Here is a 22,130-nt window from a genome sequence, read left to right on the forward strand (position 1 = left end):
AAACTCCGCAGGTGTAATTGTTCTGCGGAGTTTTTGGCGCCGTTGATTTTCTGTGAAGGCTGGCTCAGTTGAATTTTAATAATAATTACGGAGTAAAAATGAAACAGCAAAGAATGGCAATTGTCAATGATATTACGGGTTTTGGACGATGTTCGACAACAGTCGAGCTGCCACTGGTTTCTGCAATGAAAATACAGGTATGTCCTCTGCCAACAGCTATTTTATCGGCTCATACAGGGTTTAATGATTACTATATGGATGATTATACAGCACATATGCGTCCTTATATAGAGAATTGGCAAAGACTCAATTTGTACTTTGACGGTATTTTAACAGGCTTTTTGGGGTCGGAAGGGCAAATCGATATTGTTCTGGAATTTATAAAAAAATTTAAAAAACCGGCAATGGACGAAAAAAAAGAAACCCTGCTGATCGTTGATCCTGTTATGGGCGACGGTGGAAGATTGTATTCGTCATATACTTATCAATTGTGTCGAAGAATGAAGGAATTGGTCGCTTATGCTGATGTTTTGACGCCAAATCTGACAGAAGCCTGCAATCTTCTTGATGTTCCTTATCCGCATGGAGGCAGCATCAATAATGAAGACCTTCTTTCCATGTGCGGTAAATTGGCGGCACTTAGGGAAAATGCAGATAAAAATGCAATGAAGATAATAATTACAGGCATTGAACGCGGAAAAAACATAGGCAACTTTATTTATGAAAATGGCAGAAGCCGTATGCTGGAGTTTGCAAAAATAGGCAGTGAGCATTCAGGAACGGGAGATGTATTTGTAGCGATAGTTGCCGCATCATTACTTAAGAATGAAACAACAAAACAAGCTGTTGCAAAAGCTGCCGAGTTTGTAAGCAAATGCCTGATATTTACGGAAACACAAGGTATCCCGCGCAATGAGGGAATCTGCTTTGAAGAGTATCTGACAGAGCTGAAATAAAATTTATTATAGAACTATAATCAGCATATAGGGGAGATAGGGCAATGATTTTGTATGCGGCTGAAAAAGGGAAATTTACAGAATTTGCCGATGCGGTGAAAAGAAAGTCGGGAGAGAAATGCAATATTTATGTCAATATCACGAATAAGTGCAATTGCTCATGTGTATTTTGTCTCAGAAGTCTGAAAAAGATGCAGGAAGAACATTCCCTTTGGCTCAAAGAAGAACCGACTATAGAAAAAATAAGGCAGGCATTTGCGTCTATAAATAGGGCTGATGTAAATGAAGTGGTTTTCTGCGGCTTTGGCGAACCGACTATGCGCATGGAGATATTGCTTGACAGCCTGCGCTGTGTGCGCACTATGTGGCCGGAAAAAAAGATAAGACTTAATACAAATGGGCTGTCATCCCTGTATTATGAAAAAAATACGGCACCTTTGTTCAAAAACCTGCTGGATGTTATTTCAATAAGTTTGAACGCGTCAAATGCACAGGAATATCACTCTGTCACAAGGACTCAGCTTGGAACCGGGGCGTATGAAGCGATGCTGAATTTCGCGGCAGAATGCATGAGATATATACCGGAAGTTGTTATGACTATAGTGGACTCGATAGGCGCCGAAGAGATAGAAGCGTGTAAAAAAATATGCAGGGAAAGAGGACTTAAGCTGCGTATCCGTCCATATGAAGCTGATTAAAATCTTGTAAAATGTGATGAATTATGCTATACTATGCATACGGACAATGTTATGTTGTCATTTATAGGGGAGTAGCTGAACGGCCGATGATCGTCATTACGAGCATTTTGCTCCGGTGCGGCCGACGTTATTGTAAGCGAGACCTTGTTTTATAGAATATTCTTCTGTAAAGCAAGGTCTTTTTGTATATAGATATTTTAACTGTCGGGTCGCAGGCTGCAGTTTATTGCCGGCTATATATAGAAAAATTGAAAAAATTTGTATTAATCCTGAAAAAAGAAAGGCGTGCTGGCTTGGAAGAGTTTTTTTCGTTGGGATGGTTAACCGCGTTAGGAAGTATATTGGTGCTTGACTTGATACTAAGCGGGGATAATGCAGTGTTGATAGCGCTCGCCTGTAAAAATCTGCCGGTGCATCATCGTTTGAAAGGTATGATCATAGGCTGCGCAGGAGCTGTCATTATTCGTGTGATTTTGACTTTATTTGCCACAGAACTTTTATCAGTTGCTTATATTCAATTTATAGGCGGAATAGCATTATTTTATATTGCTTTGAAATTGCTTAAAAATGATGATAGTGAAAAAAAAATGCATGCGTCTGATAATTTGGCAGGAGCTGTAAAAACCATTATGCTGGCTGATTTTATAATGAGTCTTGATAATGTTTTATCAATGGCAGGAGTGGCAAATACAGTACCGGATAGCAAATGGAGTCTCATTTTATGCGGTTTGCTCATAAGTCTGCCAATAGTTATCTGCGGTGCACAGCTGTTTTTGGTGATAATGAAAAAAATCCCCCTTATGGTTTATTTGGGAAGTGCCATCCTCGCATTCACATCTGCGAAAATGATCTTACTGGATAAAGCAGTGGGAAGTGAGCTATTGTGGCTGAACGGCTGGCTGGAGGCGATTTTTATTATAGCTGTATTTTTATGGGGAGGGTATAAGGCAAAAATTTCCCGTTGAATACGGATCAAAAAAGTTTTATTGTTTATGAAGATGATATATTTGTAGAGGAGAAGTGGATTATGAATATGGTAAAAACAACTGCATTAATGGCATTGCTGATGGCATTGCTGATAGCTGTCGGGGGATTGGTCGGCGGTCAGCACGGTGCATTGATAATGTTTATGGTCGCGCTTGCCATGAATTTCTTTTCTTATTGGTTTAGTGACTCCATTGTACTGAAAATGTCGGGAGCCCGTCAAGTAAATGAAGAAGACGCCCCCAGCCTGTATAAATTGGTGTCTGATCTCACAGAGCGTGCCGAACTGCCAATGCCTAAGGTTTATATCATTGATACCGATGTTCCCAATGCGTTTGCTACGGGGCGAAATCCTGATCATGCGGCCGTGGCTGTTACGACAGGAATAATGGGAGCGCTTGAATATGAAGAACTTGCCGGTGTCCTCGGTCATGAACTTACTCATGTTAAAAACAGAGATATATTGATAGGTTCAATTGCGGCCACTTTTGCGGCAGCAATTTCCATGCTGGCGAATATGGCCCAATGGGCTGCTATATTCGGCGGCAGCCGCAGCAATGATGAAGAAGACAGGGGCGGAATAATAGGACTTCTGGCAACTATAATAATTGCGCCTTTGGCGGCGTCGATCATTCAGATGGCGATTTCCCGTTCACGTGAATATGCAGCTGATAAAGGCGGCGGACAGATCTGCGGGGATCCATTGGCGCTGGCATCGGCACTGGAAAAAATAGAGTATTATGCAAAACATAAAACAATGCCGCAGGCATCGCAGGCAACAGAGCATATGTATATAATAAATCCGTTTTCAGGGAAAAACATGTCATTTGCCAGCTTGTTTTCAACACATCCCGCCACAGCTGACCGAATTGCCAGACTGCGCGAACAGGCTGCCCAGAACAGATAAATAAGTTGTTTTTTAAATTATAATAAAACTCCTGCATAATGATTGAACATCGTGATTAGATTTGAAATCTAACTTAGAGATGCGTCTCATGATTTATGCCAGGAGTTTTTTAGATGAATATAATATGTTTTGTTGCAAAGTATATACTGGATTTTTGCTGCCGTACGAGGCATTGCGGTCGAACGGGCGAACAGCTGCTATGACGCTTATTCATTTTCCATGAGTATCATAGCGATTTCATCACAATTGGGAAATTTGGGACAGTCAATGCATTCTTTCCATATTTTTTGCGGAAGTTTATCTTTTGTAACTTCTCTAAAGCCCAGAGAGAAAAAAAATTCAGGCTGATAGGTAAGGGTAAAAAAAGTTTCAACGCCAATCTTTTTGCCTTCATCAATAAGGCGGGTGACTATTTCGGATCCTATGTGGTTTCGTGTGGCGTTTTTGGCTACAGCCAATGTCCGTACTTCAGCGATTGTATCCCAAACTATATGCAGACCGCCTACACCTGCAAGCTGACCGTCTTCTTCAGCCACGATCATATCGCGGATCGTTTCGTAAAGCTGATTACGTGACCGGGCAAGCATCAGACCGTCCTGCGCGTAATCATAAACTAATCGATGTATTGATTCGACATCCGGTAAAATGGCATTGCGGTAAATAATATGAAATCACTCTTTCTTTATTATATAATGCGGTAATACTATTTTGCGTCCATGGTAAGCGCACAAGGACATAAATCATTAAGCGGACAGTTTTGACACAGTGGCTGGCGCGCTTTGCAGACTTTTCTGCCATGCCATATAAGCCAGTGATGTGCTTCAGACCATTTTTCCATGGGAATTGCCTTTTGAAGCTTTTCTTCAACTTCATCGGGAGTTTTGCCGACAGCCAGCTTTAAACGATTGGCAACACGAAATACGTGAGTATCAACAGCTATTGCCGGTCTGCCAAAGGCTATGCTCGCAACAACATTGGCCGTTTTTCTTCCTACGCCTGGCAAAGATAATAATGACTCATAATTGCTCGGCACTTGTCCATTATAACTCTTTGCAAGTATGCTGCAAGTATTGAAGATATTTTTTGCCTTATTTCGGAAAAGGCCGCAATCACGAATCTCGTTTTCAAGTCTTTCAAGACCAAGACTTATTATTTTCTCGGGTGTATCTGCCTTTGCAAAAAGCCGCTGCGTTGTTATATTGACACGCGCATCAGTACATTGCGCCGATAAAATGACGGCTATCAATAATTCGAAGGGATTCGAAAAATTTAAAGCAGATTTTGAACCATGATAAGTTTTTTCCAAACGGCGGAGCATTTCTGATTTTATTTTTTGCGTAATACGCATATGTTAATTCCTGCTTATTTTTTTATAGTGTGATGAGGATTTTGACTGACAACTTCTATAGCCTGTGCTATTATTTTTATTATGTGGGCATAATGCTCCTGTTTATAAATATCCAGCCTGGTGTATGCATCACCTATATCGGTACCGACATATCTTGCCGGAAGATGATTCAATGCCCACGCAGCTATATCGCTGAGACATTGGTCACAGGTGCATATGTTTGGGTATGATTTTATCACCTGCTGAAGCAGATCCGTTACGAAATCTTCCATACAATTTTTTACTTGTATTGCCATTTCAGCACTCACCTCATAAATTTTTGATACACTTTTTAATTATAACACAGCTGAGAAGTTTTTGCCTAATAAAAAAACACCTGAAGTGTAGTTAAACAGCTTTAGGTGTTTATATAAGAATGATACGTTGCAGATAGTGTTATTGTTCTTCCTCAAACTGATCCTTGCCTACACCGCATAACGGGCAGACAAAATCATCGGGCAAATCAGCAAACAGAACACCAGGTGCCAAATCATAATCAGGATCGCCCTTTTCTTCGTCATAAATCCATCCGCAAACGGAACAAATCCATTTTTTCATAATAAAACCTCCCCAATAATATATGGTCTTTTTACAGCTCCTTATATTTTAGTATATTGATATTGATTTTGCAATAATAGGTTGAAATATAAAAAAATAAACATAAAAAAAACCGAAATCATAAGATTTCAGTGTATAGTCAAATATTGGTGCGGTCGATGGGACTTGAACCCATATGACTTGTGATCACTACCCCCTCAAAGTAGCGCGTCTGCCAATTCCGCCACGACCGCATATAAAACAAAAGTGGAAAGGGTATAAAATATTATTGGTGCGGCCGAGTGGATTTGAACCACCATAGAGTTGCCCCTACTAGCACCTGAAGCTAGCGCGTCTGCCGTTTCGCCACGGCCGCATATTAAAGTAAAAGATGGTGCCGAGGACCGGAATCGAACCGGTACGAATATTACTATTCGCGGGATTTTAAGTCCCGTGCGTCTGCCAGTTCCGCCACCCCGGCGAATATCTTTATATGGAGCGGGTGATGGGAATCGAACCCACGTGATTAGCTTGGAAGGCTAGAGCTCTACCATTGAGCTACACCCGCATGTTGATCAAATCAGATAAAATTGATTTTAAAACACCAAAATAAAAATGGTGCCTCAGAGCGGAATCGAACCACTGACACGGGGATTTTCAGTCCCCTGCTCTACCGACTGAGCTACCGAGGCATCCTATATATCTGCTTTAAGCTTTTTAGCTTAAAGGGGGATAACAAAAAATGGCGACCCGAAGGGGATTTGAACCCCTGACCTCCGCCGTGACAGGGCGGCATTCTAACCAGCTAAACTACCGGGCCGTTGGTGGGCGATAACAGGATCGAACTGCTGACATCTTGCTTGTAAGGCAAGCGCTCTCCCAGCTGAGCTAATCGCCCATATTAATTGGTGACGCCTATGGGATTCGAACCCATGAACCCGCCGTGAAAGGGCGGTGTCTTAACCGCTTGACGAAGGCGCCACTATACTGTATACTTGCCCCATAAAACCTATATGCATTTCACATAATGCAGGGTCAGCATCAGCAACGGATATTATAATAACATATAGATGACTATATTGCAATACTTTTTAAGAAAAAATATTTATTTTAGAAGAAATTAATAAACTGAAAGTGTTATTTTAACGAATATATCGGCAGTTATCCGGTTGTGGACAATACCTTCGGGAAAGAGGTGGATTGAATGAAGAAATGCATGGTTGCTGTTACATTACCGATTCTTTTAATATTGATCCTGTTTTGGCGGGGAGATGCATCGGCAGAAGAAAAGCCGCCGGTGAGAATAGCTGTTATGCCTGCATTCGGTGATATCAGCGAATATCAGGAAAGCAGCAGGTATATTTATAAAAGCATTAATAATGCTTTGCATATTCCGCTTAATGGTATTCTGAAAAAGGCGGGGTACCTCAATGTGAACGAAATTGCCGGTGCTCTTCAGGAAATGCCGGAAACGAGATCGGATGCGCTGCAGAAGCAGGGGATGATGCAGCTGTCCAATATACTGGATGCTGACGTTTTAATCGGCGCCAGAGTAAATTTTATTTCTCAGGACACAACGTATTTCTTTGAAGACGGTCCTTATCTGATGAGCCGTGTGGGAGTGCAGCTTTTTATTTACGATCGGCGGACCGATAAATATATAAAGTACAGCGGGCAGAAATTTTATAATGATACCTATTCACTGCAGGGAACAGTGGATGCATTGACGAAAGATCTGATGGCTTCCCTGCTGGCAAAGGCTGATTTGAAGCAATATGTGCAATAAAAAAACGCAGCAATTATTTCGCTGCGTTTTTTTATTTATTGTTCTGACGGCTTAGTTTTCATATGAGGAAATAAGATAACATCACGTATTGAAGGGCTGTCGGTAAGCAGCATCACCAGACGGTCAATGCCGATGCCGAGTCCACCGGTAGGAGCAAGTCCGTATTCCAGTGCGGTAATGAAGTCTTCATCCATCATATGTGCTTCATCATCACCATGTTCGCGCTGATTCTGCTGGTCGACAAAACGTTTTTTCTGATCGATGGGATCATTTAGTTCGGAGAACCCATTGGCAAGTTCACGTCCGCAGATAAACAGCTCAAAACGATCGACGAAGTCGGGATTTTCTTTATTGCGTTTGGAAAGCGGAGATACAGCGGTAGGATATTGAGTGACAAATGTAGGAGCAATCAGTGTTTCCTCAACCTTTTCATCAAATATTTGATACATTATTTCACCGATACCATGATGCTGTTCATACGGAACTTTTAATTCTTCCGCGAAGGAACGTGCCTGTTCGATGGCAGTTACTGATGAAAAGTCTTTGCCGGTAGCCTCTTTGACCACATCTGCCATAGTAACGCGGCGAATACTGCTAAGATCAATTTCAGCCCCCTGATATGTAATTGATGTCGTGCCAAGTACATCTTCTGCTACCTTTGCAATCAAAGCTTCGGTCATATCCATAACTTCATTGTAATCAGCGAAGGACTGATATGTTTCAACAGAGGTGAATTCAGGATTGTGGCGATTGTCAACACCTTCATTCCTAAATATCCGGCCGATTTCGTATACTCTTTCAAGACCGCCGACAATGAGCCTCTTAAGATATAGTTCCGTTGCGATGCGAAGATACATATCCATGTCTAAAGCATTATGATGCGTTATGAAAGGGCGCGCATTGGCACCGCCTGCAATAGAATTCATAACGGGTGTTTCCACTTCAAGAAAGTTTCTGCTGTCAAGAAAACGGCGTACTGCCTGAATGATTTTTGTTCGGCATATAAAAGTACGTTTTACATCCGGGTTTACGATCAGATCGAGATATCGTTGGCGATAGCGTGTTTCAACATCTTTCAGACCGTGAAATTTTTCGGGCAGAGGACGAAGTGATTTTGCCTCTATGCTGAAGCCGGTAACTTTTACTGTGGTTTCACCGCGGTGCGTCTTAAATACAGTTCCTTCTATACCGATAATATCGCCTATATCAAGCAGTCTGAAATTGGCATACTGATCTTCACCAAGAACATCAAGCTTAAAGTACACTTGTATATCGCCGGTAATATCAGCAAGTACGGCAAAACTGGCTTTGCCGTGTCCGCGTATAGCAGTGAGCCGTCCGGCGATGTGTACGGTTTTTTCTTCTAGTGCATCAAAATTGGCCAATATATCTTGGGCATGGTGTGTAACGGAATATTTGCGGCCGAATGGTTCTATGCCTTTATCAATAAACGCCTGCATTTTATCGCGGCGCACTTTTACAAGTTCATTTATATCCTGTGGTGTTTCTGGTGTCTGCTGTCTAGCCAATTTATAGCCTCCATTTTATTTTACTTCAATTATTTTGTATCTCAGCACTCCGGCGGGAACATTTACATTTACGGTATCGCCGATTTTGTGCCCCAAAATAGATGATCCAACAGGTGATTCATTGGATATTTTGCCGTCGGTTACATCAGCTTCGGCCGAACCGACTATAGTGTATGTTTCATCTTCATCAAATTCGAGATCACGAATGACGACTTTATTGCCAAGACGGATAATGCCGCTGCCATCTCCCCGGGTTTCATGGATTACATCGCTTTCACGAAGAACTTTTCTCAAACGGAGTATTTCGCCCTCTATGAAAGCCTGCTCATTTTTTGCATCATCATATTCCGAGTTTTCACTTATATCACCAAAATCAATGGCTTGTTTTATACGCTGAGCTACTTCAATACGCCGGACGCTTTTTAAGTTCTCCAGCTGTTGTTCAATTTTTTTTAAGCCTTCTTCAGTTAAGATACTGCGTTTTTCTGCCATAATCATGCTCTCCCTTATGAATAAATCAGGTGTTTCCCTACCGGGTTTTCAAATTGTAAATATTGTCGGGTGGAATATAAGACAAGGAGTGTCAAGATGCCTTGACACTCCTTTTGATTATATGTGGTTTTTTTATGTTTGTCAATTTCAATGACTTGCGGCGCATTCGATCAGACGGATAAAAATCCGAGTTCCTGCAAGGCATTATAGATGCCGTCATCATCGTTGGATGCTGTTGTTTTTGCGGCTGCATCCTTTATTTCCTGCGGTGCATTGCCCATTGCAATTCCTGTGCCGACGGAAGCCAGCATGCCAAGGTCATTGTAATTGTCGCCGAACGCTATAGACTCATCGGCAGAAATGCCGCACAGTTTCAGAAAAAAATTCACCGCATGCGCCTTGGAAATAGATTGATCGATTATTTCCAGTAAAGTAGGAGATGAGCGGATAATGGTAAGCTGTTCGTAAGCGGCAGAAAGAACAGTTTCCATCTGACTGCAGACGGCGGGAGGACACATACACAAAAGCTTATGAGGAAGAATGCCGCCTGTCAGCAGATCAGTAAATGACATTTCAAGAGGTATGGCACTGGTAATACTTATTTCTGCTTTGACGGGGGCTGCGGTTATATCTTCTACATACCAATCATCGTCACAATAATAATTGACAATGGTTTGAGGCCACAGGGAATGTATTTTTCTGAGAATAGACCGGCAGTCTTGTCCCGATAATTTTTTGCTGAAAAGAACATTGCGATCGGCAGAAAGTATCAGGGCGCCATTATAACTGATAATGGGTGCTGCGATTCTCAGATCGTCTATCAACGGTGCAATGGCTTTGGGCATCCGTGCAGAAACAGGTACAAAGATAATGCCGTTATTGTACAGCTGCCGGACTGCCTCTATTGTAGAAGAAAGCAATTTATGCTGTGAGTTCAGAAGCGTTCCGTCGATATCAGAAAAAACAATTTTAAATGACATGCTGCATATCTCCTTTTTAAATTTAGACTGACAATATATTAATTTTGCAGAAAATCGTTTATTTTTTTCTGTATTTTATTCAAAGCATTATTAAAAGGAATTATTTCATCGATAATTTTTTTTATTTCACTGTCAGCCATAAGCATTGCCAGCGAATATTTTTGGAATTTGGGTGGCGAAACTGCCGACTGCATGATGTTGCTTATGATGGAAAGGTTCATCTTTTCATCTCCGGGAGCATCGTACAGAAGCGCCTGTCTGGCTTCATCTGATTCTGCCGCTGCTTTTATTACGGGAACTCCCTGAGATACACTGGGTAAAAAACGCTGTGTTTTGCCGCTGTAACAGAGCTCCTTAAGAAATTCCCAGGCCATCTTTTTATGGGAGCTGCGGCTGCTCATTCCTATCAGCAGAGTGTTAAGCTCTGAAGTGTTGCTGCCGGAAGGACCGGCGGGCATCTCAATGCAGTCCCATTCAAAGGATGAATATTTTTTTATGCGCCAGGGATATGGTTTATAAGTGCGGTATTCAGCAAAAGTGAAAGGTCTGAACGCTACATTGCCCATATCGAAATCCTTGGCGGTGACGGTATGTCCCATGTTGGTCTTTTTTAAATCGATCATAAATTTCAAAGTTTCAGCCATTTTGCTGTCGGCAAAGTAGGAAAATTTTCCGTCATCGCGAAATAACTGCATACCATTGCTGGCAGCGGCCTGCTGCCACGTATAATCATAATAGCCAAATTGGTCGGGAACACCGTCATCGTCAGTATCCTTAGTGACACGGCGGCATATGTCGATAAAATCCTGCCAGGTCCACCCGTTTTCGGGAATAGCTATATTTTCCCGTGCCAATAAAGTTTTATTTACAAACATCAGCGTGGGAACACTTTCAAAAGGCAGAGCATACTGACTGTGCTTATATTGTCCGTAATCAAGAGACGCCGGATAATAGGCATCTGTATCAAAAGAAGGATCACTTTCGGCCAGAGTATCAAGATTCTGCAAAAGGCCCATGGCACTGTAAAGATTAAAATCATCGGACAGTACCATAAAAATATCGGGCTCGCTGCCGTCAAGAACTTTTTCTGCGAGCCATTCGGCGTAATCCTGTTTCCTTATACCGCTGACATATGTGATTTTTACATTGGGATGAATATTTTCAAAATTTTTTATTGCATTATCTATAGCTGCGTAGGAATCGCCGGAAGGGACATTCCAATTGCTGCCGGAGAAAAGACCGAGGCGGATGACAAGCTGCTCCTGTTTTTGAGCATATCTATTGTAAAAAAAGAGAGCTGACAGTATTAGGAGAGCAGCAATGCATAATAAAAGTTTTGCGTTTTTCTGCTGTATATTGCGAAACATGCTTATCGCCTCATTTTTCCGTATCAAGCTGTTGGCTCATACCGGTTTGTACTGCCCAGATAGCAAGCTGGGTACGATCGCGCAAATTAAGTTTGCTGAGAACAAAACTAAGGTTATTGCGGACAGTGCCTTCAGATAAATTGAGCTTTTCTGCTATTTCCCTGTTGGACAAACCGCGGCCGACGAGGCATACTACTTTTTTTTCAGTGCGGGTCAAAATTTTTGTGCCGTTTTCTTCTACCTGCACGGCAAAATTACTCTGCGCCATTTCGGAAAATAATTTCACTACCTTGGCAATAAGATTGGGATTGATCATGGCACCGCCGTTAACCACTGTGCGGACAGCATTTGCCAGCTCAACAACGGAAACGCCTTTTAAAAGATAACCGCTGGCACCGAATTTCAGTGCGTTGTAAATATATTCATCATCGTCAAAAGTTGTGAGGATGATAATTTTTATTTTCGGCCAGTGTTCTTTTATAAGATTAGTACACTGAACACCGTCTAACTTGGGCATACGGACATCCATAAGTATGACGTCAGGCTGGCTTTTTTTGAGAAGTTCCATTACTTTGCAGCCGTTCTCTGCTGTGGCAGTGACATTCATGTCAGGATTCATATTCAAAACTATTTTTAGACTTTCCCGTATAAGTTCCTGATCATCGGCTATCATTATTTTTATCATTATAAATATCTCCTCGACTCAATGGAATATCTGCTTGTATTATAAATCCGCCGCAGCTTTTATATTTCAATGTGCCATGCAGCAGGGAAAGTCTTTCCTGCATATGACGCAGACCGAAGCCTTCAATGGGATTCTCACAGCCGGTGCCGTCGTCCTTTATATGTATTTTCAGCAATCCATCAGTCTGAGAAAAAATGATTTCTATATGAGCGGCATGACCGTGGCGATTAGCATTAGTAATACTTTCCTGAATTACACGATAGATAACTTCTTCCTCATCGGCGCGGAGATTCTGCGGGCAGCAGTCATAATTGAGTGATATGTGCATACCTGAAGCCGAGGCAAAATCCCCGATCATTTGGGAAAGGGCATTTTTTAGAGGAAGTTTTTCCAGATTGTCAGGACGAAGTCTGCGGACTGAGCGCCGGACGTCGTTTATACCGTGACGGGCGGTGTCGCTGATGACTTTCAGCTGTTTTTTTGTAAAGTCAGGAGCGGCGTCGATTGTGGCAAGACAGGCATCAAGGCCGGCTATAATTGATGTCAAAGCATGCCCGAGCGTATCGTGGATCTCCCTTGCCAATCTGTTTCTCTCTCTGGTCTCCGCCATATGCTCAGCCTCTATGGCATAATTCCTGAGTTTTTCGTTAGCATCATTGAGCTGCTTGTTAAGCGACTGTATGCGTTCTTTTTCCTGGTGCTGGTTTTGTACCAGCAGCATCGTATATATAACGAAAAGTATCATATTGAATGAAGTGAGAATGTTACAGGCGGCTTTTAAAATCCCCTGTACGGATTGATTATAATAAGAAATATAAACATCAAAAGGGATCATTTTAAGCTGCAGGTCGACCAGATTATAGCTGGCGATAAGATAGAGACTAAACATGGCTGCCGTTAAAATTATGCGCTGATTTTTGCCGCGGTAACCGCTTATGAGGTCGGCGACCACCAGGAGAATGACACCGTCATAGGCCATGTTGATGCTGCGCATTACAATAAGGCAGGAGCAGATTTCCAAGGCAAGAACGATGTAGCGATATTTACTCTGCGTTAAAATACAGCGGCGGTATATAATGCTCAGCGAAAGTAAAAGGAGAAAGGCACAGACAGCGAATAGTATAATTTTGTTTGCCGACCATGGCACGGCAGAGACTGAATCAAGAAAAAGCCGTGCCGACATAGAAGTATTGATCTTCGTCTGGGTGATGCTCATAAATATGGCTAAAAGAAAAACTGAAGCTGCATTGAATGCATACAGAACATAATGCATGGCAGCAGCGGAGTATAATTTTGGCTGCGTCATATTCAGTCCCACCCGTTAATATTATTCTGTGAAATGTTTTCCGAGGTCAGCAATACTGTCGGCAGTTTAATATACCTTTGGTCGATGCGATTGCTCAGCAATTCATATGCTTTTTCTGCCGCGAGCTGTCCTATGCGGCGCGGTGATTGTGCTGCGGTTGCGGTCATATTGCCGCGAAGAATCATTTCTTTTGTTTCCGGCGCACCGTCAATGCCGTAAACATTCACACGGGAAAGCTGCCCGGCATTTTTCAATGCGGCGAGAGCCCCCATGGCAGCAGGATCGTTCAACGCCATCACGACGTCGATATCATTGTGTTTTTTTATAAGCGCTTCCATTGCCGGCATAGCCAGCTCCAGCTGTCCCTTGCATTCCGCGGAGTCAATGATTCTAAAAGAAGGATGGTTTCTGATCGTGTCGGTAAAACCATTTATTCTGTCCACTGCGGATTTTGCCTGGGAGTGTTTAAGAAGGACGATATTGGCACCTGCCAGATTGGCCAGCATATGTTCGGCACAATCCACGCCGGCCTGATAATTATCAGAAACTATGGTCAGGGCAACAGAAGATTCATTCTTGTCATCGGCATTTGTGTCAACCGCTATTACAGGTACATTTGCTTTTTGGGCCATTTCAAGAATAGGATCTATTTGCTGCCAGTCAACAGCGTTAAGAAAAAGAACCTTTATGCCGTCATTTATAAGCTCCCGGACCTCTTCTGTCTGCCGATTGGTGCTGAGTGCCGCGTCACGGGTCAAAAGCGTGTCACCGTTTTTTTCAACCGCGGTGCGTATTTCATCGTCTATTATTTCATAAAAAGGATTATTTAATGTCATATAAACTGCGCCGAATTTTCTGCGTTGTTCATTATGTGCGGCGGAATAATCGGCAGACAGAAATATATTTTCCCGCAGACAGAAAATTGACAGCAGAATGATAAAAAGTAAAAAAACGGACGAATATAATTTGTATTTTTTTTTCATAGTAATTCCCTCATAATGTATTATACTTGAAAAAAGCAAAAGGAACACTAATTTTAAGGGGAATGTGAGAGCATCAGAAGATGCTTAAAAGGGCGCAGAAAAATCTGCCGCCCTTTAGTTTTAAACAAATCTGAATAGGAAATAAAGATGATCCGGAGGATTGATCAATAGGAAAGACCGGGGTCGAAGAAGCCGGCAAGAACGCCGACAAAGGCAATAACAACCAGAAGCAGCATTACCATGGTCGGTGAAATATTTCTTTTGGTCATGAGCCACCAGCAGAACACTACTGCTGCACCGGAGAGCATCTTGGGATAAATGCCGTCAAGCGTCTTTTGCAATTCACCGCCGCCCGGGAGAATGAGTGATGTGTGAATGTTTATCCATGAGGCGGCTACCGCACCTATGACAATAGTGCCGATCATGATGATGGAATCGCGGATAGCCTGAGCTTTTTCACCCACCAATATTTCAACGGCTTTTCCGCCTAATTCATAGCCCTTGAAGTATGCAAATTTCATGCCGAACCACATCAAAAAATTCCATACTATTATATAAAAAATCGCACCGAGCGGATTGCCGCCGCTTGACAGTCCCAGGCCTATCCCCAAAAGGATCGGGATAAGTGTACCGACGATCATAGAATCGCCTATCCCTGCCAGCGGGCCCATGAGTCCGGCACGTATGCCGTTGATAGCCTCTCCGTCTATAGGCTGGCCGTTGGCTTTGGCTTCTTCCAGACCGGCTGTCATGCCGACTACAAGTGTACCTATCTGCGGTTCGGTATTAAAGAATGCCGTGTAGGTATCCATGGCCTTTTTTTTATCTTCTTCTTTTTCATAAAGTTCTTCTACGATAGGCAGCATGGCACATAAGTACCCGAATGTCTGCATATGTTCCTGGGAAAAACAGGTGAGATTGCCATAAAACCAGGTAACAAAAGATTTATTCAAAGTTTTTTTCGATAAATTTTTCATGCTCAGATATCCTCCTCATCTTCGTCATCATTTGCAGGACCGGCAGGAGCTGTTTTTTTGCTCTGCAGCATCATTATTTTATAATTGATGACAGCGAAAAAAGAGCCGATAATAGCCGCGGCTATCAAATTCAGTCCCATACTTGCCGCTAAGGTAAAGCCAAAGAAAAAGGTAATGAAGTCGACGGCTTTTTTTACGACCTGTTTCAGCAGAATGGCGACCCCGACTGCGGGAAGAAGACTGCCGACAGTGAACAAGGTCTTCATCGCAATACCGTCCATAGGCAGATATGACTTCATTATATCTACCATGCCTGCTCCGGCCATAGTAATGAGGACCGTCGGCAGAAAAGAGAAAATGAAGTGAGATATCCATGGCAGTCCCATATCAACAAGATATAATTTTTTGAATTCCCCGTTTTTAACAGCCTTCCAGCCGATGTGCTGCCAAATCAGATTCATTGTGGCTGTACCGTAGAATAAAACCGTTCCCAGTGTGCCGACTGCGGCTCCCAGAGCGGCAGCCATCGACTGAGCCTGAGCCGTATCAGGATCGAGCCCCATGCCTTTTACGGCACATATGGCAAGCGGTATGCCTATATAACTTATGGCCCGCACATCTGCGGAAACTGTTCCACCGGGGGTTACAAGCGCTATATAGATGACTTGGATAGCGGCGCCGATGATGATGCCTGTCTTGACATCGCCGAGGATAAGTCCGACCACGAGACCTGCCACAAGAGGACGGCCGAGAGTGTAATTGCCGAAAGTAGTGCCTCCCAGTCCGGGCATGCTTGATAAACATGCGCAAATACCGAGCAGTACGGCTTGCAGAATATTAATTTCCATTTTATTACCACACTTTCATTTAAAAATATATAATTATTCCTTAAATGTGAAAATTTCAATAAAAGAAAAATAGAAAAGGAAACTGTCTTATTTTATGGATAGGAATGACGCTCAAAATGATATTGACAGTATCGAAATAAAGATAAAAGTCTTATACAAAACCAAATTGCCCGCGGAATTTTTTCCAATTGCCTATGGCTTTTTCTTTTATCAGAGCAAATTCAACTTCATAACCTGCCTGCATGATATCTTCAAGCGCCTGCGCTTCTTCCTGCGTTATAGATTGATTGTTGCCGAGCTGAACTGCGCCGGGACGATCATTGCACGGACCTATGATCAGGGTTTTTATACCCGGGTCAAATCTTTGATCTACCAGAATTTTTTTCATATCAACAGGATTTTTTGTAATTAAAAAATAACGACTGTCACTGTCCAATACTTTTTGGCATTTTTTCTGCCAGTCCTGCATAGTCCAGACAAAAGTTTTTTTCCCCGAAGCACTTTTGTAAGCTGCCTTCAAAACAGGATTTGTGGCGGCGGCATCGTTTACTGCGACAAGACCGTCACATGGATATTCGAGAGCCCATCGTGTGCATGTTTGTCCGTGTATCATACGGTCATCGACTCTGATAAATGTTATCGACATATTAGTAAGTTCCTCCTTAAATATCTTCATCTGCCTGATCAGTGTCCAGAATAAATTCCTGCAGGGAATCTTTAGCATCATTTAGAAGTGCCTGCGGATCTTCACTAAAAGCGTTTTCCCCGCTCAGAATCACTGTAAGAGCCAAAGGCAGGTTCATGCCGCCGAATGCCCTTGTGCTGCCGAGCAGCCCTCTGTCGGACAATGCTTTTAGTGCGATCGTCAGCGGAGAGCCTCCTATTATATCTGCCAGAATTATTATTTTGTCGGCCGGTGTGAGCGCTGAAATAAGATTTTTGAAATTATGAGTATATTCATCACCCGACATATCACTTTTTAAGCTGATCGAAAGAACATTATTCCGGTCACCGGCGATCATTTTTGCGGCAGAGTGCAAACCGGAGGCAAAATTGCCGTGGCTTACTAGAATGACATAAAACATTTATTCACTTCCCTTCTGATAAGTGCAACATTTATAATTTTTTTACAATTATAAATTTAACAAAATATTAAAAGAAATACAGCTGTATAATGTCATTATTTTGCAAAAAAATAAATGACATTTATCACTTTAAAAAAATTGCTGCTATCAAGCAGCGAAGGATCTGATATGCAATTATGCCTATTTATCATAGCTTTCTAAATAAAAAACAGTATAAGCATGTGTTTTTTTTTCAAAATTATGATATACTGAACATTATTTTTGAGCTGGGGATTTTTTGTCAACTTTGCGTATAATTAAGAAAAAGATAACTTAAACTGAAATTATGGATGTAATGAGTGAAGGGAGCAGGATAATATGAGAAATACAGCAGATGAGAAAATTCTGGAGCTTGCAGATAAAATGCAAAAAGATATGGTGAAAATGCGCAGAGATATTCACCGTCATCCTGAAACTGGCTGGACTGAATTTCGCACGGCATCTCTGGTTGCTGAAAAACTGACTGAGCTTGGCTATGATGTACGAACTGGCAGTGAGGCTATCAATGAGGATTATATGATGGGGCGACCTTCTGAGAATGTATTGGCAGAAGCTGCCAAAAGAGCCGTTGCTCAGGGGGCTGCCGCCGAATGGGTGAAAAAAATGAAAGGAGGTATGACGGGAGTTATCGGGACAATGGTTTTTTCACAGGACGGACCGACAGTTGCTTTGCGCTTCGATATGGATGCAAATGATGTTCTGGAGACAACAGAAGAAGGACACCGCCCTTATGAAGAAGGCTTCTCGTCTGTCAATGATAAGGCTATGCATGCCTGCGGACATGACGGACATACAACAGTGGGACTTGCCGTAGCCGCAATACTTGCAGCATTAAGAGCTGATTTGAACGGAAAAATAAAGCTGATATTTCAGCCGGCGGAAGAGGGTGTTCGCGGAGCCAAAGCGATGGTGGAAAATGGCGATGTAGATGACGTTGATTACGTTTTAGGAGCCCATTTTGGCTTTAAGATGAAAAAGACAGGCAGTATAGCCTGCAATGTGAAAGGTTTTTTGGCAACAAGCAAGTATGATGCTCAATTCACCGGTATGCCGGCCCACGCAGGAGCAGCACCGGAAGAAGGGCGCAATGCTCTTCTGGCAGCAGCCTGTGCTGCGTTGAATCTGCATGCTATTTCCCGTCATTCAGCGGGAGCATCGCGTATTAATGTAGGGACTCTTAATGCGGGAAGCGGACGTAATGTCATAGGTGACAAGGCTTTGATTCAATTTGAAACGCGCGGTGCGAACAGTGAAATAAATAATTATATGGAAAATGAAGCTCTGCGTGTCCTTAAAGCAGCGGCGGACATGTATGATGTAAAGGTAGATATAAAAAAAATGGGGGGAGCCGCAGGAGCCGATAACTCGCAGAATTTGGCACAATACATAAAAAATAAAGCTGATTCTCTGGGAATTTTTGATAATGTAGTCACTGATTGTGCATTTGGCGCCAGCGAAGATTTTTCATATTTTATGGAAAAAGTTCAGAAAAATGGCGGAGAGGGTGCTTACATGATGGTAGGAGCAGATCTGGCGGCAGGCCATCATGATTCTCATTTTGATTTTGATGAAAAGGCGCTTGGTTATTCGGCGAAGATACTTGCTGTGTGTGCGGCAGGGCTTTTGCAAAAGAAGGACCTCTGATGATACGCGGGGAAATATGCAAAGCAATGAACTTGTTTTTTCCTTTGCTTATTGAAAAGCTGTAAATTTTTGCTAATGGGAGGCGGACAACATAATTTCAACTACTGAATTAGAAGCTAATTTTGCAGAAATGAGAAAATTTTCTTTGCCGGGTGAAGGTGTAACACGGATAGCTTTTTCTGACGAGGACTGGCAGGCCAGAGCGTTCATAATAGACCTGATGAAGCAGGAAAAGCTTGCCGTACGTGTTGACGGATTTGGCAATATAATCGGCAGAAGAGAGGGCCTGAATGCGGCTGCTCCCGCAGTGGTCTGCGGTTCGCATATAGATAGTGTCCCGAATGGCGGGAATTTTGACGGCGTGCTGGGGGTATTGGGAGCAATAGAGGCTGTGAAGCTGATGAATAAAAACGGCTTTAAAAATTATAACCCGTTGGAAATCGTTGTTTTCATGTGCGAAGAATCAAGCCGTTTTGGCGTTGCCACCCTCGGCAGCAAAGCAATATGCGGCGGTCTGGGCATAAACGCTATGAAACAGCTCAAAGATGCTGAAGGCATATCTTTGTATGAAATATTGCGGGCACGCGGTCTTGATCCGGAAAATATGAAAAACACGCTTGTACTGAATAAAATAAAAGCTTGTCTTGAGATGCATATAGAGCAGGGAAAAGTTTTGGAATCAATGAAAAAATCTGTAGGTATAGTGACGGGAATTGCAGCACCAACACGGTTGAAATTGAAGCTCACAGGCAAGGCTGACCATTCGGGAGCGACGCCCATGCATCTGCGCAATGATGCTTTGTGTGCCGCAGCAGAAATAATCCTGGAAGTGGAAAGAACGGCGGCAGCTTCTGTGCAGCCTGTCGTAGGAACGGTAGGTATCGTGAGGGCTTTTCCCAATGTTATGAACGTGATCCCCGGACAGGTGGAGCTTGGCATAGATATACGCAGCATTTATACGGAGGCAAAAGATACTGCGGTAAGCCATATCAAAAAATATATAGAAAATACAGCAAAAAAAAGAAACATCAAAACAAAGCTTGAACTTCTCACCGATGAAAAACCGGTGAAGCTGGACAAGTCGGTAATCAATATAATTGAGGATTCCTGCAGAAAAAAAAATATTGAATGTCATTTGATGCCAAGCGGAGCCGGACATGATACGATGCATCTGGCGCAGTTTGCTCCGGCGGGAATGATTTTTGTGCCCTGCCGTGACGGAATCAGCCATAATCCGGCAGAGTGGACAGAAATGGCATATATAGAACAGGGAATAGAGATTTTGTATGCTTCGCTTTGCAGGCTGTCAGAGCCAGAAGATTGAAAACGGCAGATATTTTGGCATGTAAAATGGCAATAGCTGACGGAAGAATAATTATATGAAATTTATTGACAAACAAATTGTAATTATTTATTATATAAAATACTGATATTATCATTACTGATTGTTCTGCTATCATCTGCAGGCATAAAATGCCTGCCCTGACAGTGGAATCAGTTATATATTACTGCTGACTGAAAGCACGCTGATGTTGCGATACTAAAGGCATATGCAATGACGCATATTGATCCGTGTCATTGCATATGCCTTTTTGTGGAAGTGCTTGCTGTGCAGCACGTTTTTTATTTAGATGATGTTGTTGCTGGTGAAAGGGAGTGTGGGAATGGCGGCGTTTATGTCTATCCTCGGAATTATTATTGTTATTGCCGTTGTGTATTTGATCGTCAAGGGATACGATGCCCGCATCGTATTGATCGGATCGGGAATTATTATGAGCGGTATAGGCGGTGTTCCCATGTCGGCGCTCGATGCGTTTGCTAAGAGCATGACTAATGCAGGGCTTATAGAGGCAGTCTGTTCAGTAATGGGGTTTGCCATGGCTGTACGCTTTACGGGATGTGACAAGCATTTGATAAATGCTATGGCGACAGTATTGAAAAATTTCAGACCTCTTTTGATACCGGGAGTTGTTATCTGTACGTATTTAGTAAATATAGCACTGCCGAGTGCGGCAGGGACTGCGGCGGCAGCGGGAGCTATTTTTGTTCCTCTGCTTATGGCTGGCGGTGTTAATCCTGCGATGGCAGCCGCAGCTGTGAAATGCGGTACCTATGGCAGCATGCTCAATCCGGGATTGGCGCACAACCCATTTGTAGCTAAAATTGCCGGGGTCGGAGTCATGGATGTTATAAGCTATCATTATAAGGCAAATCTGGCATCTTTAGCCGTGGCTACTATTATTATCACAGTGATCGCACATGTAATGAAAGAAGATAAAGGATATGTATCCGAAAATTTGACTATTGACAGCTCATTCAAAGTAAATCCTCTTTTTGCAGTTATGCCTATAATACCAATCGTTATATTGATTCTTGGTGAAACACATGTTGTTCCTATTTTTAAAATGGGAGTTCCGCAGGCCATGATTATCGGCGCGATCCTGACCTTGATCGTAACACGCACAAAGCCGTCAGATTTAGGGCAGGCATTTTTTGATGGAATGGGCAAGGCATATGGTTCCATCATAGGAATAATTATTTCGGCAGGAGTTTTTGTAGCAGGGCTTACATCTATAGGCTTGGTCAAACTGTTCATTGATGAAATGCTTAATAATCCGGCCATTGTAAAAATATGTGCCGCAATTGGTCCGTTTATTCTGGCTATTCTGGTGGGGTCGGGTGATGCTGCTACCTTTGCATTCAATGAAGCCATCACGCCGCATGCAGCCGACTTTGGCATGACACCGGTGCAGATGGGTAGTGCTGCAACTCTGGCTGGAACATTGGGACGCACAATGTCGCCTATAGCAGGTGCTACGATTATTGTAGCCGGTATAGCAGGTGTCAATCCGATAGAAATTGCCAAAAGAAATCTTTTGCCAATGCTTGGTGCCTTGATTATTGGCATGCTTATTTTATTTTTCTGAGAAGCCGTGTGGT

General features: G+C 42.7%; 23 protein-coding genes and 8 tRNA genes. 8 read left to right on the forward strand and 23 right to left on the reverse strand.

The features are described from left to right. Positions 1 to 98: 98 nt before the first annotated feature. From NXG61_RS07145 to htpX, 4 genes are all read left to right on the forward strand, one after another. On the forward strand, positions 99 to 956 hold the full coding sequence (locus tag NXG61_RS07145; RefSeq protein WP_196603584.1) for a pyridoxamine kinase: 858 nt from the start codon (positions 99 to 101) through the stop codon (positions 954 to 956). A 44-nt stretch (positions 957 to 1,000) separates the two neighbouring features. Beyond that, entirely contained in the window at positions 1,001 to 1,654 is a 654-nt protein-coding gene (locus tag NXG61_RS07150; protein ID WP_196603585.1) for a TatD family nuclease-associated radical SAM protein, read from the forward strand. Positions 1,655 to 1,965: 311 nt separating this feature from the next. Beyond that, positions 1,966 to 2,619: a YjbE family putative metal transport protein gene (locus NXG61_RS07155; protein WP_231038464.1), complete on the forward strand. Its 654-nt coding sequence runs from the start codon at positions 1,966 to 1,968 to the stop codon at positions 2,617 to 2,619. A gap of 62 nt (positions 2,620 to 2,681) precedes the next feature. Next, a complete protein-coding gene (gene htpX / locus NXG61_RS07160) occupies positions 2,682 to 3,545 on the forward strand; it encodes a zinc metalloprotease HtpX (protein WP_307223155.1) in 864 nt (287 codons plus the stop codon). Positions 3,546 to 3,751: 206 nt separating this feature from the next. Here the strand turns inward: htpX and NXG61_RS07165 are convergent, their stop codons facing one another. From NXG61_RS07165 to NXG61_RS07220, 12 genes are all read right to left on the reverse strand, one after another. Beyond that, positions 3,752 to 4,210 (reverse strand): N-acetyltransferase, encoded by a 459-nt coding sequence (locus NXG61_RS07165; protein ID WP_196603803.1) that lies wholly within the window; start codon positions 4,208 to 4,210, stop codon positions 3,752 to 3,754. 38 nt (positions 4,211 to 4,248) lie between these two features. Continuing rightward, positions 4,249 to 4,893: an endonuclease III gene (nth, locus tag NXG61_RS07170; protein WP_196603588.1), complete on the reverse strand. Its 645-nt coding sequence runs from the start codon at positions 4,891 to 4,893 to the stop codon at positions 4,249 to 4,251. Between the two features lie 14 nt (positions 4,894 to 4,907). Next, positions 4,908 to 5,189 carry a late competence development ComFB family protein gene (locus NXG61_RS07175; protein ID WP_231038465.1) on the reverse strand — a complete coding sequence of 94 codons (282 nt, stop codon included), beginning with the start codon at positions 5,187 to 5,189 and terminating at the stop codon, positions 4,908 to 4,910. 139 nt (positions 5,190 to 5,328) lie between these two features. Next, the gene (gene rd / locus NXG61_RS07180; RefSeq protein ID WP_196603589.1) at positions 5,329 to 5,490 is read right to left on the reverse strand and encodes a rubredoxin; all 162 of its coding nucleotides are present in this window, start codon (positions 5,488 to 5,490) and stop codon (positions 5,329 to 5,331) included. A gap of 147 nt (positions 5,491 to 5,637) precedes the next feature. Further along, a tRNA-Leu gene (locus NXG61_RS07185) sits at positions 5,638 to 5,723 on the reverse strand. A 36-nt stretch (positions 5,724 to 5,759) separates the two neighbouring features. Further along, positions 5,760 to 5,845 (reverse strand) — tRNA-Leu (locus NXG61_RS07190). Between the two features lie 16 nt (positions 5,846 to 5,861). Further along, positions 5,862 to 5,950, reverse strand: a tRNA-Leu gene (locus NXG61_RS07195). 13 nt (positions 5,951 to 5,963) lie between these two features. Further along, a tRNA-Gly gene (locus tag NXG61_RS07200) sits at positions 5,964 to 6,037 on the reverse strand. Between the two features lie 48 nt (positions 6,038 to 6,085). Further along, a tRNA-Phe gene (locus tag NXG61_RS07205) sits at positions 6,086 to 6,161 on the reverse strand. A gap of 51 nt (positions 6,162 to 6,212) precedes the next feature. Beyond that, a tRNA-Asp gene (locus NXG61_RS07210) sits at positions 6,213 to 6,289 on the reverse strand. A gap of 2 nt (positions 6,290 to 6,291) precedes the next feature. Continuing rightward, positions 6,292 to 6,367, reverse strand: a tRNA-Val gene (locus NXG61_RS07215). Between the two features lie 8 nt (positions 6,368 to 6,375). Continuing rightward, a tRNA-Glu gene (locus tag NXG61_RS07220) sits at positions 6,376 to 6,450 on the reverse strand. A 223-nt stretch (positions 6,451 to 6,673) separates the two neighbouring features. Between NXG61_RS07220 and NXG61_RS07225 the strand changes: the two genes are divergently transcribed. Then, complete coding sequence (locus NXG61_RS07225; RefSeq protein WP_307223157.1) at positions 6,674 to 7,255, forward strand: hypothetical protein; 582 nt, start codon at positions 6,674 to 6,676, stop codon at positions 7,253 to 7,255. 35 nt (positions 7,256 to 7,290) lie between these two features. On the opposite strand, the gene lysS is transcribed toward NXG61_RS07225, so the two are convergent. The 11 genes from lysS to NXG61_RS07280 all read right to left on the reverse strand — a co-directional run bounded on the left by lysS (position 7,291) and on the right by NXG61_RS07280 (position 17,507). After that, entirely contained in the window at positions 7,291 to 8,784 is a 1,494-nt protein-coding gene (gene lysS / locus NXG61_RS07230) for a lysine--tRNA ligase (RefSeq protein WP_307223160.1), read from the reverse strand. Between the two features lie 15 nt (positions 8,785 to 8,799). After that, positions 8,800 to 9,276, reverse strand: a complete 477-nt coding sequence (gene greA / locus NXG61_RS07235) for a transcription elongation factor GreA (RefSeq protein WP_196603593.1) — start codon at positions 9,274 to 9,276, stop codon at positions 8,800 to 8,802. A gap of 170 nt (positions 9,277 to 9,446) precedes the next feature. After that, the gene (locus NXG61_RS07240) at positions 9,447 to 10,256 is read right to left on the reverse strand and encodes a Cof-type HAD-IIB family hydrolase (RefSeq protein WP_307223162.1); all 810 of its coding nucleotides are present in this window, start codon (positions 10,254 to 10,256) and stop codon (positions 9,447 to 9,449) included. Between the two features lie 38 nt (positions 10,257 to 10,294). Continuing rightward, positions 10,295 to 11,623 (reverse strand): ABC transporter substrate-binding protein, encoded by a 1,329-nt coding sequence (locus tag NXG61_RS07245; RefSeq protein ID WP_307223164.1) that lies wholly within the window; start codon positions 11,621 to 11,623, stop codon positions 10,295 to 10,297. Positions 11,624 to 11,633: 10 nt separating this feature from the next. Continuing rightward, entirely contained in the window at positions 11,634 to 12,308 is a 675-nt protein-coding gene (locus NXG61_RS07250) for a response regulator transcription factor (RefSeq protein WP_307223165.1), read from the reverse strand. Next, entirely contained in the window at positions 12,283 to 13,614 is a 1,332-nt protein-coding gene (locus NXG61_RS07255) for a sensor histidine kinase (RefSeq protein WP_307223166.1), read from the reverse strand. Before NXG61_RS07255 ends, NXG61_RS07250 begins: the two co-directional genes overlap by 26 nt. Before the next feature lie 2 nt (positions 13,615 to 13,616). After that, the gene (locus NXG61_RS07260; RefSeq protein WP_196603596.1) at positions 13,617 to 14,597 is read right to left on the reverse strand and encodes a sugar ABC transporter substrate-binding protein; all 981 of its coding nucleotides are present in this window, start codon (positions 14,595 to 14,597) and stop codon (positions 13,617 to 13,619) included. Positions 14,598 to 14,761: 164 nt separating this feature from the next. Further along, complete coding sequence (locus tag NXG61_RS07265) at positions 14,762 to 15,574, reverse strand: PTS system mannose/fructose/sorbose family transporter subunit IID (protein WP_196603597.1); 813 nt, start codon at positions 15,572 to 15,574, stop codon at positions 14,762 to 14,764. 2 nt (positions 15,575 to 15,576) lie between these two features. Further along, the gene (locus NXG61_RS07270; RefSeq protein ID WP_196603598.1) at positions 15,577 to 16,422 is read right to left on the reverse strand and encodes a PTS mannose/fructose/sorbose/N-acetylgalactosamine transporter subunit IIC; all 846 of its coding nucleotides are present in this window, start codon (positions 16,420 to 16,422) and stop codon (positions 15,577 to 15,579) included. 151 nt (positions 16,423 to 16,573) lie between these two features. Next, positions 16,574 to 17,068 carry a PTS system mannose/fructose/N-acetylgalactosamine-transporter subunit IIB gene (locus NXG61_RS07275; protein WP_307223168.1) on the reverse strand — a complete coding sequence of 165 codons (495 nt, stop codon included), beginning with the start codon at positions 17,066 to 17,068 and terminating at the stop codon, positions 16,574 to 16,576. 16 nt (positions 17,069 to 17,084) lie between these two features. After that, positions 17,085 to 17,507, reverse strand: coding sequence for a PTS sugar transporter subunit IIA (locus NXG61_RS07280; protein ID WP_196603600.1), 423 nt, complete (start codon positions 17,505 to 17,507; stop codon positions 17,085 to 17,087). A gap of 357 nt (positions 17,508 to 17,864) precedes the next feature. On the opposite strand from NXG61_RS07280, the gene NXG61_RS07285 reads away from it, so the two are divergent. From NXG61_RS07285 to dcuC, 3 genes are all read left to right on the forward strand, one after another. Beyond that, the gene (locus NXG61_RS07285; RefSeq protein WP_307223171.1) at positions 17,865 to 19,190 is read left to right on the forward strand and encodes an amidohydrolase; all 1,326 of its coding nucleotides are present in this window, start codon (positions 17,865 to 17,867) and stop codon (positions 19,188 to 19,190) included. Between the two features lie 94 nt (positions 19,191 to 19,284). Beyond that, entirely contained in the window at positions 19,285 to 20,514 is a 1,230-nt protein-coding gene (locus NXG61_RS07290; RefSeq protein ID WP_307223219.1) for a M20 family metallo-hydrolase, read from the forward strand. Between the two features lie 340 nt (positions 20,515 to 20,854). Then, on the forward strand, positions 20,855 to 22,117 hold the full coding sequence (gene dcuC, locus NXG61_RS07295) for a C4-dicarboxylate transporter DcuC (protein ID WP_432748990.1): 1,263 nt from the start codon (positions 20,855 to 20,857) through the stop codon (positions 22,115 to 22,117). The last annotated feature ends 13 nt before the right edge of the window (positions 22,118 to 22,130 follow it).

It is taken from the genome of Pectinatus haikarae (assembly GCF_050916305.1).
Lineage (GTDB): Bacteria > Bacillota > Negativicutes > Selenomonadales > Selenomonadaceae > Pectinatus > Pectinatus haikarae.